Here is a 15,963-nt window from a genome sequence, read left to right on the forward strand (position 1 = left end):
TAGTAATACCTGGCACTGATTGGGGGAGGTTTACAATCCTAGCGCATCATACCCATGATGCTGCGACTTCCCGCTGAACTACGACTCTCGACGAACAGCTCGTGCACGCGGCTACGCAATGCCATGCGCTCAAAATCAATGACCGGGCGTACTCCCGATGCGCATACCAGCATGACAGCACCAAGTCGAACCACGCAGATCAACTCAATTGATTCGTCACCGCATCTGATCGATTGCCTCGTACGTCCTTATACCTTCCGACATCAAGAGCGCGGTAGCTTTTTTAAAATGGCCTTCTATCGCTCAAGACGCTCAATGCGAGTCTCAAGTTCCTGTATTCGCGGTTGATCTGGCGTGATCGCCTTGCCCAGTGGCGTGCACCCTTGTCGCTCCAGTTGCAACTGCCGTACCCAGCTCCACAGCATCTATTCGCCAATGCCGACTGACCGGCTTACCTCTATGCGGCAGTATCCCCGATCCAACACCACACAGACTGCGTGATGTTTGAACACAGCAGAAAAGTACGTCTTTACTTGTTCATCAAACACCTCTTCATGGCGAGTATTCTCGTCTAAATCAGTGTCTGGGTAAATTAGACCACTACAGTACATCGCGAGACTATTCGTTGGGAACACAACCAATATATTTAATTCAACCCAAAGAGAATAGTAAATTACAAACGCTAATAATTGATCACGTCACCCAACACAACACAATTACGGCCCAGACTCTTTGCTTTATAAAGAGCCATATCAGCATATTTGTATACTTTATAAATTTTTTTAGGTAATCGAGTACTCGAGACACCTACACTTAAAGTTACGGGCCAAATTTCGACGGTTTTACAAGTAAAACTATGCTTGGATACAGCAAAGACTATTTTGTCTGCAATTAACATGGCATCTTGGGCAGATTTCCCCCGCAAAATCACTCCAAATTCCTCTCCACCAACTCGCGCAAAGTACGCTGCTGGAGCAAGTGTAGTCGCAACTACCTCAGCGACTTGCTTAAGAACCAGGTCACCAATATCGTGCCCATAGTTATCGTTAATTTTCTTAAAATGATCTATATCTAACACAAGTATTGATACCAGCTCTAAATTATTTGCATCACTAATCTTTTTTAATGTGAGATTAAAAAAACGTCGATTTCCAATTTTCGTTAAATCATCTGTTAGAGCCAGCCATTCGTTTCGACGAACCTGCGCTTCCAGATTGATTTGACTTTTTATTTTTTCTTCGATATCTATTGATATTTTTGCACCAGATGTTATTAATACAATTAAAAAAAACATGATCGCACAAAATGCAGGGAAAATAGCGGCATTACGAGAGATTGCTATAGATACCATTATTGGTAAAAGTACGCTTACTACCATTAACTTGATCGACAGTTTACAAGCTGCAATAGTCGGCAGAGCTGCTCCGCAAAAGCCAATTAAAAATAAGAGTATTAGTACTATTTTAGACGTATATTTAGTACTGAAATACAATGCCCCCCCCCCAAACAATTCCTACAAAAAACAAAGAAACTCTAAAAGCAAGAATGAAATTATTTCCGAAATCAATGCTTTTGAGCAATAAAAATCTACTCAAAGAAATACTTGCTATCAGGCTCAACCAAAGAATCGCTTCTTTTTCCCGCTCAACTCCCAGACTTAAAATAAAAAGCAAAGGAGTTACCAAACTAACCAAAAAAACTTGCTTCGTATTCTTAAATAAAATTTTGCTAACCTCATAATCGATACGGTCTTTGTCGATATCCTGAGATTGAGAACCTACATTACTCATAGAGTTAAAATAACTTTAATAAATTGGAAATGTCGAGCGGTCTACACATGTAATATCCTTGAACGAAATCACAATCCAACTCTTTCAGTGTTTGATATTGTGATTTGCACTCAACACCTTCAGCTACTACCTGTAGATTTAAATCATGGGCTAAAGTAATTATTGTTTTAATTAGTTTTTTATCTTTTTCTTTAATAGTAATATCTTCGATCAAATGTCTATCGAGTTTTATATAATCCGCATCAAGCAATCGTAGGTAATGAAATCCGCTATATCCTGATCCGAAATCATCAATGCATAGAGCCAACCCTAACTTTTGAAACATATTTATAACCTCAATCGTATTTGAAGATGAGTTAACTAAATTTGTTTGCTCAGTAAGTTCTAAATTAATTTGTTCAATAAAATTACCCGACAACAATTTTCCTTTCCAATAATCATAGTTGGCAAAGGTCAACTCACTCGGGGAAATATTTATATTAAATTTAACTTTTGAATTTATTATTTTTTTTTCATTTTTAATTAGATCGCAGACTGTTGTTAACATCTTTTGTCCAACTAAATGCAATACTCCTACTTGTTCTGCAATTGGTATAAATATTTCCGGGGAAATCAATCCTAAGTCTTGAGTAAACCACCTCGCTAAAATTTCAACATGTGAAATCCGTTGCGAATTCAATGCATAAATGGGCTGCAATTGAAAACTTAACTGATTTGCAAAATTTGAATGTTGGATTTTTTGACGAATAGCATTATGTTTTTCAACCAAAATATACTCACTATATTTTTTAATCGAACTATTGTTTAAGCGAAAGACGCTTAATGCTTTGAACAACTTTGATTGAATTATTTAGATTATTTGATCCATTAGTTAATTTAAAGGTACTCACAAGACCATTTAAAATCTCAGCCAGGCTTCTTAAACTATTTGCAGCTACGACCGACTCATCAACAAGATTTGCATTTTTTTGAGTTATGTCATCCATGTGGCTTATAGCCAGGTTAATTTCTTTAATTCCAGCACTTTGTTCTTTACTAGCTATTGAAATTTCATGAAGCATCTTTTCAGATTTAATAACTTCCTCTGAAATTTCCTTCATTTTTTCACCTGTGTTTTGTGCCATTTCCTTTCCAGCGTCTACCTGACTAATTGAGTCATCAATTAAACATTTTATTTCTTTGGCAGCATTGGCGCTTCTTTGAGCAAGATTTCTTACCTCGTTAGCCACAACAGCAAAACCTCTGCCATTAGGACCAGCTCGAGCGGCCTCGATAGAGGCATTGAGAGCAAGAATATTTGTTTGGAATGCTATTTCATCTACGACAGAGATAATCTCCGACATTTTATAAGTGCTTTCTTTGACAACATCAATCGTACTAATAAGGTTTAGCACCGCGTTACTCGCTGCCTGAGTAACCGTTGATGTGGCAACCATCACCCGACTAGCTCTCTCCGAATTTTCTGCATTTTTGGCTACGGTTGAAGTAATTTCATCCATAGCTGATGCAGTCTCCTGAAGCGCGCTGGCTTGAGATTCAGTTCTTGATGATAAGTCAACTATCCCTTTTGCTATATGATTGACACCTAAATGCAAATGAGAAGAGCTTTGCTTAATTTGCCCAATTAGAAGCTTAACGTTTGTTTGTAAAATTTTCATTGAATGCAAGCATCCGGAAATGTCATTGCTTTTGGTTACAGCTATAGATTCCGTTAAATTGCCTTCACTCATAAGCAATATTGTCGAATCAAAATTTCTCAGTGGGACTAAAATTTCTCTATACACAAGTAACATTAGAAATGCTGTCAAAATGAAACCCACAGCTACGCTGATACGCATGACCACTAAGAAAGTATCAAGCGCCCGGGTCATTAAGCAGAGCGCTATTGCAGCGAAAATTAAAAATAAAAAAACAAAACTACACAATAATTTTTGATCAAAATTTATTGCAGGCAACCTAAATATATCGAATCCTTTCCTTTTCAATACCTTGCCCCCTTGAATAGAAACAGACTTATCACGGTTATTTATAGCTAGATAAGCATTTTCAACAGTGCTCTTTACAACTTGATCAGGCTTAACGCGAATTGATGCATAACCAACAATCTCGCGATTTGCGATGATAGGTGTAATTGTCGCTTCTACCCAGTAAAAATCTCCATTTTTACACTTATTCTTTACAATTCCGACCCAAACTCCTCCACCTTTAATTGTTTGCCATAAATCAGCAAACGCTTCATGAGGCATATCGGGATGTCGAACAGTATTTTGAGGGTACCCAAGAAGTTCACTCTCACTAAATCCACTTATTCGTAAAAAGTCATCATTCACATAAGTAATATTGCCAAATAGATCTGTTTTCGAAACGATGACATCATCATTGGATAATACATACTCGCCCTCTTTAGAATTTAAACCGACTTCCATACCAACACCCTTAAAACAACTGTAAATGCAACTTAACTTAGTATTTTTATATTATTAAACTTCCGAAATTATTTCGGAAATACAATTGTTCAAAAAAAAACAAATCTTTCAAAATCGTTGCTTTTCAATTCAACACATAAGAACTTAACTACTTACTCCGTTGATAACACTAGTCTGACTCACCTAGTTTAATATCACCATTTTTCAATCTATAATTTGAGCCGAAGAGGGGGACGGCGATGAGAGAGTGATATATCGTCGAATTTTGAATTGAAGTAGCCAAGCACTTCACAGAGCGTATTACACCTGACCACATGCATTTAGATTGAGATACCAACACCTGCATTAACACGCCCAAATTACTGGAAAGCGGTTAGGTTAATTGCCACTAAAAATCACATTAATTGACAAAGCATTCTGCATTAATCGAATGCAATGATTGATGACTAAGGCTCCTTCACAGTCTTTAGTCGATTTTCACCATCGACCTCTTTCGCGCAGCAGCTCAATCTCTGCGCATATAATCAATAGTCTGTCACATTACCTACGTCGCTAAAGACGAAAGATGGCTCTACCTAGCAGGCATCAAGAATGTCTGTACGTGTGAGATAGTGGTTTACGCTCAGGGTGTGAGGATGACGCAGGAACTGACAACGCAAGCGCTGTGGCGGGTGGTTCGAAGCAAGCGTCTGGCGCCAGGAATGATCTTTCATTCTGACCGGGGTAGCCAGTACTGTGCCAACGGCAACTGAAAGCTGGTTGCGCAGTTTAGCATGCAGACATCGATGCCGCGTAAGGGGAGCAGCTACGACAACGCCCCATGGACAGCTTCTGGGGCAGCCTAAAGAACGAAATGATTCACCATCAGAGGTAAATCACACGTAACAATGCGGAATCATCGATAAAGGAATACATGGAAATCCTCTAAATCCACCAGCGACGCCATTCGCGTCTTGGCTATGTATCGCCAGCACGGTTCATTGAGGCCTTTAGCAAACAAGTGCAGTCAATTTGAAACCGAAGTGTCCACTATTAACCCCACATATCAGCCCCAAACTCTTCTGGGAAGTTAGTACTCAGTGTCATGAACGCTTTTTTGGCTGATGAGGGACTGCACCAAGCATGCGCCGTATTGGGTGTAAATCTACGTGATGTCGAAAATAAATTGAGAGTTAATCATCTCCAACTCAGCTCACATCCTCTCAACCGAAGACCTAAAGTTGGACGTAAAGTGCCCGATAGCTACAAGAAGCATTCCGCTAGCCCACATACTTTGCAGCTAAGATTAACGTTAGCACTTTACAGTCGCGGGCTATCGCTCGGAACACTCGATGAAGAAATGAGTATTGTTGCGGGTCAACACCCCAAATTAGAAGCGTATCTTGCCGAGCAGAATGACAAGGTACGCGAGGTTGTGATTGCAATAAAGAATAAGGAAGCGGAGTTGTCTGCGGCGATTGCGGCTAACGAAGTGATCGCGCAACAATGCCGCGGCTCGGGTTATTGGTCGCATCAGCTTGTTCTTGGAAAATCATGTTCCCAGTGCGGAGTTGGTTTCACGCGAAGCAGAGCATCGCCGCCTAAAGTTCAAGGTAGAGGAACTGGAGAAGAAAGTCGATGCTGATGATAGCCGCGAACGACTAACTTCAATTCTGGATAACATCTCTGCGCAGGTATCACGATATCCCGACCTTCGAGGCAGACTTCAGTGCCTTCCCTGCGCGGCTCTATCTAAGACATCTTACCGTCGTTCTTGACCGCCCTGACCGCCCTGTTCCCATGAGTCGAACTGGTGTTGGAGAAAATCATCTTGCCTATCATCTTTCTGCATTGTTAGCACTGCATCTTTTCGCCTCGAATAATAACTGCCCAATTCCTCAGTTCCTGCTAATCGAAGAGCCAACCCAAGTCTACTTTCCTTCGGAAAAGGCTTACCATGAGGCAGATGGAACTGTCCAGAAAACGGATGCAGACGCCGACCTGGTGGCGGTCCGTCGATTGTTCGAGCTATTGTTGAATTTCACGAAGAAGGATGTCCCAGGCTTTCAACTCATCGTGACCGAGCATGCCAATCTTCGATACCAGTGGTTCCAAGACTCTTTGGTTGAGCAGCCGTGGACGAAGCCGCCAGCATTGGTGCCGGAAGAATGGCCTTAATATCCCAGCTAACTTCTAGATCAAAAAGTAATAGGATGGGATGCGATAACTAGCGCCCCCAATATCTTCCCTGCCGTGATGTTCCCTGCGGCCTCATAAACTCTGAAAGTTAGAGCTGTGGACGTAGGATTCATAGATCTTGACCTACTCCTCACACGAATTCGGCATCCGTATTCGAAGATGTGCTTTGTTGACGCCGTAAATGTTTACAAGACGGGAGAGTTGCGTGGAGCACTGACCTCAGACTGAGTCGCTCTCATTTAGATCTAATCGCCAAATACCGTGAGCTAAACAGCGTATGCAATGCGGCCGCGACTGCATTTCTGCAGTTGTGAGATACTTCAGGTGACATTGTCAAACTGCTTCAGCTTAAAGGAGGCATCCTCGAAAATGCAATGGCCAACACTCAAGTTGTTAATCGCATCGCTCGAACTCATATAGACCGCCTTCGCGACGATCGATATTTTTGTGCGCGTCCGGCATTCTCAGCCGATGTCGATCTATTCGAATCATCTCCCAAATTGATGAAACTTCACCTATTCAACGCGGTGGATCTTATTCCATCGCAGTAACCCCTGTAGGATACAGCGATCTTCGACCTGGATTACGTCGATGTCCAGCCGCCAGGTTTTTCTACTACCCAGGAGCACTTCCTCAATTATATTAAGCAACGCTACCTCGCGCGCGTCCGTGCTCAGAACCTACGCAACTTCGGTATAGTGCTCGCAAAATACCTTCTCAAGGCCGTGCCGCGACAATAGGAAACGCTCCATCGAAAGATGGTCTACTCGCTGGTCGCGGTGCGTGAACACGCCGGCCACACCTGGCCGGACGTATCTCTGGCAATTGTCAAACTGATGGACAATCTAGATCAACACAACTGGCTCGTGCAATTGCCTTCATCGCAACATTTCCGGGCTTCTGATCGCGGCTACAGGATCTGACGCAAATGGCCCTGCAAGAGACCGTAAAAAATTCAGAGCCCACGGGGATGGCTAATTACCCTACTCTAATGGGCATGACAGCACCGCAGTTCCGGACGGCGCTGTTGACACTAATCGCTAGCAATTTGGTCGAGGCGATCGCGTCTCAGCCCCTCCCCGACCAGTGACCCATGGCAATCGACACATATCGAGGATCTGGTACATGGCGCAAATCAGAGTCGAGTTTTGTCGATCTCATCACACCTTTCGCCAGTCGCCTAAGCCAGCTTGATATCCTCTTCGATGCAATCATCGCTAACGGTCAGATTGGGAAGCAGCCGAGACGGATACACTTCTTCTCGGATTGCTTCGCGATGCGAGACCCGCTGACCTGCCGACTTTCGATGCGCGGAACCACTTTTGTCAAGAAATTCTTAGTGCACGTAGAACCGATAAGTAGAATTACGTACTAACCTACCTACAGTCCAACAGTTGGGCCCGACCACCTTCGGAGCGGACGGTTGACTACAAAGAGGATGTAGACGAAATCAATAACGTAGTGGTGAAAGGGTGTGCAGGCCAACAAACAAAAAGATTGGCAACACGCCGAACACGACGTAGAGCGAACGAAGGATCGCATGAAACCGATCTACAGCATCGCAAGGGATTCATTACGGGCATGAATTTGGCATTATTGATTCAGACCTCATTGAGCTGGGCTAGTATGCCGCCAAGTGGACAAAGAGCCCGAGCCGCCTCAGGTAGGATACCCGTCTCGACCAACTTTATTTACTTAAATTGCAACAACCTCAAATCTATAGTAATACTTGGCACTGATCGCGGAAGGTTTTCACAATGTTTAATCATGAACAAAGTAATTTGATTATTGAGATCTATCTTGCGATAATAAAAAATTAACTAGGAGGGAACTGCTTTGAGTATCTTTAATTTTTTCAAAAAAAACAATGTCGCGAGTAGTAAAAAATTTGACACCACCAATGATATAGCCATAGAAAGTATCTTAAAGAAATTAGATATTGAAAGTGCAATGATAGCTCATGAAAATTGGAAAATTCGATTGGTGACATTTTTGGATGGTAAGTCAACCGAGGAAATGCGGCCAGAATTAATTTGCTTTGATGACCGATGTGATTTAGGTAAATGGTTACATGGTGATGCAAAAAAATATTTTGAGAAAAATTCAAATTTCATATATCTAGTTAATGAACATAAAAATTTTCATTATCATGCGTCAAATGTTGTTAGTTTAAAGCTACAAGGCAAAGACCAAAAAGCCGATCAATTATTAAAAAACGAGTTCAATAAAACGAGTGAGAGGGTGAGCTTTTTATTAAACCAACTTAAATGTGAGAAATAGAAACGAAGTTTCCTTTTTTACTCACCAATTGCAAAGATGGACCCATCTGTCCAGACAAATATCTGCTTAGTTTAAGAAACATTCCCTGCTTCTATAACAGCTGCACCATGCTATCCCGGTTGTTTTTCTTCTGTGAGCAAGAAATTTATCCGCAATCAACGCACCTCAACTCATCGTCGTCTGATATGCCGTATTCGACGTCTGATAGCCCAAGCCCTGATGTGGACGTTCTTCGTTTTAAAACACAAAGTATTTCGTTAAACCAAGCATCAGCTCCGGCACGGTAGCGTAACGATTTAAGTAGATGTCTTCGTACCTCACATTGCGCCACAGCCGTTCTACAAACATATTGTCCAACGCACGACCTCGACCATCCATGCTGATCCTGATATCGCGGTCCAGCAGAACCTGGGTAAAACTATCGCTGGTAAATTGCGATCCCTGATCCGAATTAAATATATCTGGTTTTCCATAGTGCTTGATTGCTTCTTCCAGGCAGTCCACGCAACACCCTGCATCCATCGTATTCGGCAATCGCCATGACAACACCTTGCGGCTGTACCACTCCATGATGCCGACCAAATACACAAATCCCCTCGTCAGCCGAACAGAGCTTATGTCGACGCTCCACACATAGTTCGGCCTAATCACCAGCAAACCACGCAGTAAATAAGGGGAAATCTTGTGTCCCGGATGCGCAGCGCTGGTCTTCGGGCCCGGAGCCATACCTGCTAACCCTAACTTTTGCATCAGTCGCTGGACGTGTTTGCGATTGATCAGATATCCAAGAAAACGTAACCAGACCGTCATGCGTCGACTACCGTAAAACGGATGCCTGATGTATTCGGCATCGAGTAAGTCCAGCAAAACTAATTCGGCTTCATCAACTTTATGCTGTTGCCGCTGTTTCTTGTTGTAATAAGTGGCACAGGCTACACCAGCCAATTTGCAATGTACCGTTAATCCGATATGCGCATCAGACCCTACCCATGCCCGACGCTCTTCTACCGGCTGATCCCGGACTTTTTTTGAGCCAATCGAGTTCCATGTTCAGTTGGCCTATCTTGGCGTACAGCCGGTCTGGGTCACTTTGCGCATCAACTGCTTTGGGGCCACGCTTGGCGTCAAAAAAGAGCACAGCCTGATCGACCAGCTCATTCTTTCATTGTCTGACCTGAGTCGAATGCACATTATGTTCCTGGGCAATCGCATTGATCGTCTTGAGACCTCGTACTGCCTCCAGAGCCACTTTGGCTTTTTGTGGCCCGCTAAAACTGTTTCTTTTGAGTTCGCTCATCGCCTGCTTTCGTTGCTTAGCTTCTTGCAGGGTACTCCTTAAACTCTTGTCTGGCTTTGTGGGGGCACTTTATTGAAACGGAATGACAATCCAAAATATCAAAAAACACTTCGCTAGTTTGGTCAATCGCGAATGTGCTCATCAAGGAAAGAATCTGTTACTGAAGCACATCAAGTTAGACTGAATCGCCACTTAGTTCCAATAAAAAACTACTCAGCTATTTAAGTTAATCTGACACCCATCACGTCAATTTACAGAGTGTCAGATTAATGCCTTTGGTTAAAAGTTTCGTCTATTCAATTAAACCGCATGCAATTCTTGCCCCGCCGCCGCCAAGAGGCATTGGATGGTCGCTATGGTTATCTCCACCTATGTGCACCATTAATGCCCGTCCTTTAATTTGACTTACTGATTTAATTCTCGGGGCAAGTAATTGAGTTGCAGATGTTCCATCACCGCTTACAAATAGTGAAGGCAAATCTCCCAGATGGCCATCACCATATGGCCCGCCGTGTTTTTTTGTGTCGTTCGGATCCCAATGACCGCCCGCGGCTAAGGCAGCAACCGACTTTCCATCCTTCGTCAACGGAGCACATGTTGGGTTTTGATGAATATGAAAACCATGCACACCAGCGGGCAAGCCAGTTAAGTTTGGTGTTAAAAGTAAGCCATATTCACTTTCTTTAATTGACACATAACCAATCGATGCCACGTCTCCAATCTCGTTAACTGAACTCATCGTCACGTTCAGCTCAATCGGATCGGCGGCAACAGCAACATTTACAGACAGAATTGAACATAACAGTAAAATTTTTCGCATAAAAGCACCTTCTAAAAATTCAATAATTGCAGTAATTTTTCAATATCTACCAAAGCTATCTTGGCTCATTACTTTGTCCCAAACATTGACAAAGTCCTTAGCAAATTTTTCTTTTGCGTCATCCGATCCATATACTTCAGCTACCGCTCGCAACTCGGAATTTGATCCAAAAATTAAATCAACGGATGTTGCACTCCATTTCAGTTTTTTTGTATTCAGGTCAATTCCCTGGTACTGATCTGTTGCAGGATCTGACTTCACCCACTTTGTAGACATATCCAATAAATTTATAAAAAAGTCATTAGTCAATACGCCTGGTCGTAATGTTAACACGCCATTCTTTGACGCTTTTGCATTCACATCCAATACACGCAATCCACCAATCAGGACTGTCATTTCTGGAACAGTTAAATTGAGAGCTGCTGCCTTTTCAATTAGCAAACCCGTAGGACTATTTGTAGCTTCTTCACTTGCGTAATTACGGAAACCATCCGCGAATGGCTTCATTGCATCAAAAGAAGTAATGTCTGTTTGACTTTGTGTTGCATCTACTCGTCCCCACTTAAACGGGACTTTTATGTCCATGCCGGCTTCTTTGATAGATTTTTCAATTGCGACCGTACCAGCTAAAACAAGTAAATCTGCAATTGAAATTCTTTTCCCAGTTTTCATGTTGCTCGCATCAAACTGTTGTTTGATATGTTCCATTCTCTGGATAACAACATCTAACTCAGCAGGATCATTGACCTCCCAGTTTCGTTGGGGCAACAGCCTCACTCGCGCTCCATTTGCACCACCTCGCTTATCAGTTACTCGGAAGGTTGATGCAGAAGCCCAAGCAGTTCGGATCAGAGCTTTTGACGAAATATCAGATTTAAGAATCTCAACTTTCAATTTCGCAATATCTGAACTGTCCGCTAATTTGTACTCTCTTTTTGGCAATGGATCTTGCCAAATCAAATCATCGCTTGGAACTTCAGATCCCAAATATCTAGCTTTTGGCCCCATGTCCCGATGGGTCAACTTAAACCATGCTTTAGCAAAAGCTAACTCGTAAGCGGCTGAATTCTCTAAAAAATTTTTCGATATTTTGTTATATGCTGGATCGATCTTAATTGCTAAATCCGTTGTAAACATAATAGGCGCATGCTTTTTAGCTAGATCATGTGCGTCAGGCACAATATTCGCACCTTGACCATTTTTTGGTATCCACTGAATCGCACCTGCAGGACTAGTAGTTTTTTCCCAATCAAAGGTATACAGCCAGAGCAAATACTCATGTGTCCATTTCGTCGGATTAGTAGTCCATGAGCCCTCCAAGCCACTTGAAACAGTATCCTTACCATTGCCTGCGCCACAGGAATTGCGCCATCCTAATCCCTGCTCTTGGATAGCTGCGTCAGTAGGTGACGGGCTCAAACATTCTTCTGCTTTATGAGCACCATGTGCCTTGCCGAAGGTATGTCCACCAGCAATCAGCGCAACGGTTTCTTCATCATTCATACCCATTCTCGCAAAAGCCTCACGAATGTCTTTTGCAGCAAGGAGTGGATCTGGATTACCATTTGGCCCTTCTGGGTTAACGTAAATCAAACCCATTTGCGTTGCTGCAAACGGCTTTTTCAACATGCCAGCATTATCATGACGAGCGTCATCGAGCATTTTCTTTTCTGGGCCCCAATCAATTTTTGCTGGTTCCCAATCATCAGCTCTACCGCCTGCAAAACCATAAGTTTTAAAACCCATTTGTTCAAGTGACACGTTGCCGGCAAGTACCATCAAATCTCCCCAGGACAAGGAGCGACCATACTTCTTTTTAATGGGCCAAAGTAATCGACGCGCTTTATCAAGATTTACGTTATCAGGCCAACTATTTAACGGTTCGAATCGTTGTTGGCCGCCTGAAGCCCCGCCCTTGCCATCGAGCATTCGATAGACACCCGCACTATGCCAAGCCATCCGAATGAAAAATGGCCCATAGTTACCGTAATCAGCTGGCCACCAGTCTTGGGATGAAGTCAAAATTTTTGATATGTCATTTTTTACATTCTTCAGATTTAACTTATTGAATTCTTCCGCATAGTTAAATTTCTCTCCATATGGATTCGATGTCGCGGAATTACTCCTTAGAATTTTCAGATCAACAACATTTGACATTCTTTGAGCTGATGCATCTATCGATTCTTTAGAATTCGCAACGGATCCTAAACTTGCAATAACAATAGCAATTAATAGAGATAACTCTCTTTTTTTCATAAAAAAAGTATTCATTTTTTCCAATATCTTTCGATGTTTTATTAACGTTACAAAATTCATCGCTTGTATGAAAATTCAAATAAATAAATTAACAAAATTTTAAGCGATCGTAATAGCATAAAAAGAAACAACGCAGCTTCCCAATTTTATTTATCTATTAAACTGATAGTCATTTATAATCACAAGTAACATTGACTATAGTCAATACCAATAATTCATTTTAAATTAAACTAAAAAACTTACTCTTGAAGCACTTATTGAACTAATTCTTAAATCACTTATGTCTAGGCACAGGGAAGATGGTGTTGGAGTGGTCTAATGTACCCGGACACCGATTTAGGCGAGAACACTCGCCATGGAGAGGTGTTTGATGAGCAAGCAGAGACGTATGTTTTCCTCGGAATTAAAACTGCAGGCAGCATGCCTAGTGTTGGATCAAGGATATAGCGACAAGGGGGTGCGCCACTGGGTATGAGTCATAGGGTAATTTGTTGCGATAACTCCCCGATGGAAAGGCTGTTCCGAGCTTCAAAACGGAATGGCTGCCGTCAACAGGTTACATGACGGCACAAGAGGCACAACTGGACATCAGCCTCCACCTGATACACAGGTATAACTGGATACGACCGCATAGGTTCAATGGGCACCGGCCGTCACTGAAGAAAAACTTAACCGAGTGTCCGGGATAGATTGAACACCACCTTCCAAAGAGCCATTAATTTTACCTAACCTTTAGAGAACTAATTTTCACAAGAATCTCAAAACAATAAAATATGTAACGTTTTTCGATAGAAGCCTACTAACTATAACTTAGTTAATATGGAGATATATCGTGAAAACACTATTTTATAAATTGGGAGTATTCTTTATGTTAGGCGCTACATTCAACACTGTCTCAGCAAACGAATTATTAGATTCCACTAGTGACTCTCAGCCAAACGCGGCTCAGTTAGTGGATGCTCTCAATGGAACATTTGGCAGTCACGCCAGTTTCAGAGCATCACATGCAAAAGGTTTTTTTGCGACAGGCCACTTTTACCCCGACGCATCAACATCTAAGTTAATTGATAGTAAATTTTTTTCGGAAAAAAAATTACCTGCAATTTTCCGCTTCTCAGTTGGAGGGGGGAATCCAAATATCTCTGACAAGAGCCGTACAGTTAGAGGAATGTCTGTAGAAATTACCAGTAAGTCAGAAAAGTACGATATGGTGTTGATATCTGAACCTGCTTTTTTTGCGGCAACTCTAGAGTCATTTGTCAGCTTCTTAAAGGCAAGAATCCCAGACCCGATTACCAAGAAACCTGATCCAGTAAAGGTTGCGGCACATGCGGAAAAGTATCCGGAAAGCAAAATCCAACCAGCGCTATTAGCATCCCATCCTGCACCATTTTCGTATGCAACAACACCATACTTTTCTACAAATGCATTTGGATTTCACACAAAAAAAGAAAATCTAGTCTGGGCGCGCATTCAAGTTGACCCTATGAACCCTTTGCAGTATCTGAATGAACAAGAAGAAAAAGAAATGCCTGATAACTTTTTAAAGAAGGAATTTGAAGATCGCCTGTTATCAAGCTATATTAAGTTTAATGTTTTCGCTCAACTGCAAGAGGATGGAGATTCGTTACTTGATCCAACACAAATATGGCAAGGTAAAAGAAAAATTAAACTCGGAGAGTTGCACGTTGAAAAAATCGCAACCTCCAACAAAGACGACGCAATTATCTTTTTTCCATTGCAACTTCCAAAAGGAATTCGAGGTTCTAATGATCCAATATTAAATGCTAGAGCCGCCGCATACACAGTCTCAGCCTCAAGAAGGCTGCAGAAATAAAACTTAATGCAAAATCAAATAAAAAATAACGAGAAAACAACTTGTTCGAAAGAGCAAGTTGTTCAAGCTTGCATAGAGAATCACCATCTAATGCTAAGTTTAGCTCGAATACAGCTTTATTCAAAAGATGACGCAGAAGACGTAGTGCAAGAAGTAATTGTCTCAGCATTACAAAGTTGGCGAACTTTTGAGGGACGTTCAACTCTAAAAACGTGGTTACTCGGCATATTAAAATACAAAATAATCGACCAAATCAATAAACAAAAGCGCTCAACCAAGGAGCTTACGTATCAACACTTTAACGACGAAGAATTAAATGATTACGAAAATTTCTTTACTAAAGAAGGAAATTGGAATCCTGAAACATTTGTAAATATCTTATGCCCAGCTGAAATTTTAGAACAAGATCAATTACTTGCTCTTGTAGAATTTTGTCTAATGAAATTACCAGAACAACAATCTAGAATTTTCTTAATGCGCGAATATCTTGGGATGGAAGTACAAGAAATAGCTAAATCTGTATCAACTTCAGATGGAAATTTGAGGGTAATATTACATCGCTGCAGATTGCGCTTAAGGGATTGCGCAGTTAAAGGCTGGGGAGAGTATATATGAATGAGAAGGATCTTGAAATTAATTGCTTAAAGTCGACTCAAATTCTGTCCGACTCAATCGATGGGTATGCAACTCAACAAGAAATAACTCAGCTTACAGAACATTTAAAGCATTGCAATTACTGCAAAATTGCAAGAAATCAATTTTCTACTATATTTGAACAAATTAAACTTCTGTTTGAAAATCATCACATCGGCTAAACGGTGTGATTCATAGACATCATTTCAATTTTCGAAGGGCTAAGTTCATCTCGATAATTTTGTTCCAAAATATGCTCTTTTGATGGATCAAACTTAGCCGCAACCTCTTCCCGTAGAGGAGTCTTATCTGAAAGTTCGTTAAGTCTTTCTATGGGGTTTTTTACTCCAAGTGAACTGTGTGGCCTGTCCCAGTTATAGTAGTGCTGCCATTCCGCAAGTAATGCGTGCATGACCTGCCCGGTATTTTTCGATCCAGCCTAACTT

General features: G+C 41.7%; 12 protein-coding genes and 4 pseudogenes. 8 read left to right on the forward strand and 8 right to left on the reverse strand.

Annotation, left to right across the window (positions count from 1 at the left end; all coding sequences use genetic code 11):
• Positions 1-302: 302 nt before the first annotated feature.
• A pseudogene (locus EYB48_RS19550) lies at positions 303-425 on the reverse strand (transposase); the annotation flags it as partial.
• Between the two features lie 257 nt (positions 426-682).
• A complete protein-coding gene (locus tag EYB48_RS18575) occupies positions 683-1,294 on the reverse strand; it encodes a GGDEF domain-containing protein (RefSeq protein WP_162021878.1) in 612 nt (203 codons plus the stop codon).
• Here EYB48_RS18575 and EYB48_RS18580 point away from each other — a divergent pair.
• The gene (locus EYB48_RS18580; RefSeq protein WP_162021879.1) at positions 1,293-1,583 is read left to right on the forward strand and encodes a hypothetical protein; all 291 of its coding nucleotides are present in this window, start codon (positions 1,293-1,295) and stop codon (positions 1,581-1,583) included. The two genes, EYB48_RS18575 and EYB48_RS18580, sit on opposite strands and share 2 nt — an antisense overlap.
• A 211-nt stretch (positions 1,584-1,794) precedes the next feature.
• Here the strand turns inward: EYB48_RS18580 and EYB48_RS18585 are convergent, their stop codons facing one another.
• The gene (locus EYB48_RS18585; RefSeq protein ID WP_162021880.1) at positions 1,795-2,559 is read right to left on the reverse strand and encodes an EAL domain-containing protein; all 765 of its coding nucleotides are present in this window, start codon (positions 2,557-2,559) and stop codon (positions 1,795-1,797) included.
• A gap of 28 nt (positions 2,560-2,587) precedes the next feature.
• The gene (locus EYB48_RS18590) at positions 2,588-4,216 is read right to left on the reverse strand and encodes a methyl-accepting chemotaxis protein (protein WP_162021881.1); all 1,629 of its coding nucleotides are present in this window, start codon (positions 4,214-4,216) and stop codon (positions 2,588-2,590) included.
• Positions 4,217-4,746: 530 nt separating this feature from the next.
• On the opposite strand from EYB48_RS18590, the pseudogene EYB48_RS19290 reads away from it, so the two are divergent.
• The 4 genes and pseudogenes from EYB48_RS19290 to EYB48_RS18600 all read left to right on the forward strand — a co-directional run.
• A pseudogene (locus EYB48_RS19290) lies at positions 4,747-5,231 on the forward strand (DDE-type integrase/transposase/recombinase); the annotation flags it as partial.
• Between the two features lie 69 nt (positions 5,232-5,300).
• The gene (locus EYB48_RS19295; RefSeq protein ID WP_235935282.1) at positions 5,301-5,840 is read left to right on the forward strand and encodes a hypothetical protein; all 540 of its coding nucleotides are present in this window, start codon (positions 5,301-5,303) and stop codon (positions 5,838-5,840) included.
• 59 nt (positions 5,841-5,899) lie between these two features.
• Positions 5,900-6,373, forward strand: coding sequence for a DUF3732 domain-containing protein (locus tag EYB48_RS19300; protein ID WP_328823500.1), 474 nt, complete (start codon positions 5,900-5,902; stop codon positions 6,371-6,373).
• 1,857 nt (positions 6,374-8,230) lie between these two features.
• On the forward strand, positions 8,231-8,674 hold the full coding sequence (locus EYB48_RS18600; protein WP_162021882.1) for a CZB domain-containing protein: 444 nt from the start codon (positions 8,231-8,233) through the stop codon (positions 8,672-8,674).
• Between the two features lie 165 nt (positions 8,675-8,839).
• Here the strand turns inward: EYB48_RS18600 and EYB48_RS18605 are convergent.
• From EYB48_RS18605 to katG, 3 genes and pseudogenes are all read right to left on the reverse strand, one after another.
• Positions 8,840-9,971: pseudogene (locus EYB48_RS18605) on the reverse strand (IS3 family transposase).
• 292 nt (positions 9,972-10,263) lie between these two features.
• Positions 10,264-10,791, reverse strand: coding sequence for a superoxide dismutase family protein (sodC, locus tag EYB48_RS18610; RefSeq protein WP_162021883.1), 528 nt, complete (start codon positions 10,789-10,791; stop codon positions 10,264-10,266).
• A 39-nt stretch (positions 10,792-10,830) separates the two neighbouring features.
• Positions 10,831-13,047 carry a catalase/peroxidase HPI gene (gene katG / locus EYB48_RS18615; RefSeq protein ID WP_162021886.1) on the reverse strand — a complete coding sequence of 739 codons (2,217 nt, stop codon included), beginning with the start codon at positions 13,045-13,047 and terminating at the stop codon, positions 10,831-10,833.
• A 471-nt stretch (positions 13,048-13,518) separates the two neighbouring features.
• On the opposite strand from katG, the pseudogene EYB48_RS18620 reads away from it, so the two are divergent.
• The 3 genes and pseudogenes from EYB48_RS18620 to EYB48_RS18630 form a co-directional block, all read left to right on the forward strand.
• Positions 13,519-13,741: pseudogene (locus EYB48_RS18620) on the forward strand (IS3 family transposase); the annotation flags it as partial.
• A 138-nt stretch (positions 13,742-13,879) separates the two neighbouring features.
• Positions 13,880-14,884, forward strand: a complete 1,005-nt coding sequence (locus EYB48_RS18625) for a catalase (RefSeq protein ID WP_162021884.1) — start codon at positions 13,880-13,882, stop codon at positions 14,882-14,884.
• A 6-nt stretch (positions 14,885-14,890) separates the two neighbouring features.
• Positions 14,891-15,499, forward strand: coding sequence for a sigma-70 family RNA polymerase sigma factor (locus EYB48_RS18630; RefSeq protein WP_162021885.1), 609 nt, complete (start codon positions 14,891-14,893; stop codon positions 15,497-15,499).
• Between the two features lie 196 nt (positions 15,500-15,695).
• Here the strand turns inward: EYB48_RS18630 and EYB48_RS18635 are convergent, their stop codons facing one another.
• Positions 15,696-15,929, reverse strand: coding sequence for an integrase core domain-containing protein (locus tag EYB48_RS18635; protein WP_235935283.1), 234 nt, complete (start codon positions 15,927-15,929; stop codon positions 15,696-15,698).
• Positions 15,930-15,963 lie beyond the last annotated feature (34 nt).

The sequence above is a fragment of the Cognatundibacterium crateris genome, assembly GCF_010078235.1.
In the GTDB taxonomy this organism is placed as follows: Bacteria; Pseudomonadota; Gammaproteobacteria; order Burkholderiales; family Burkholderiaceae_D; genus Undibacterium; species Undibacterium crateris.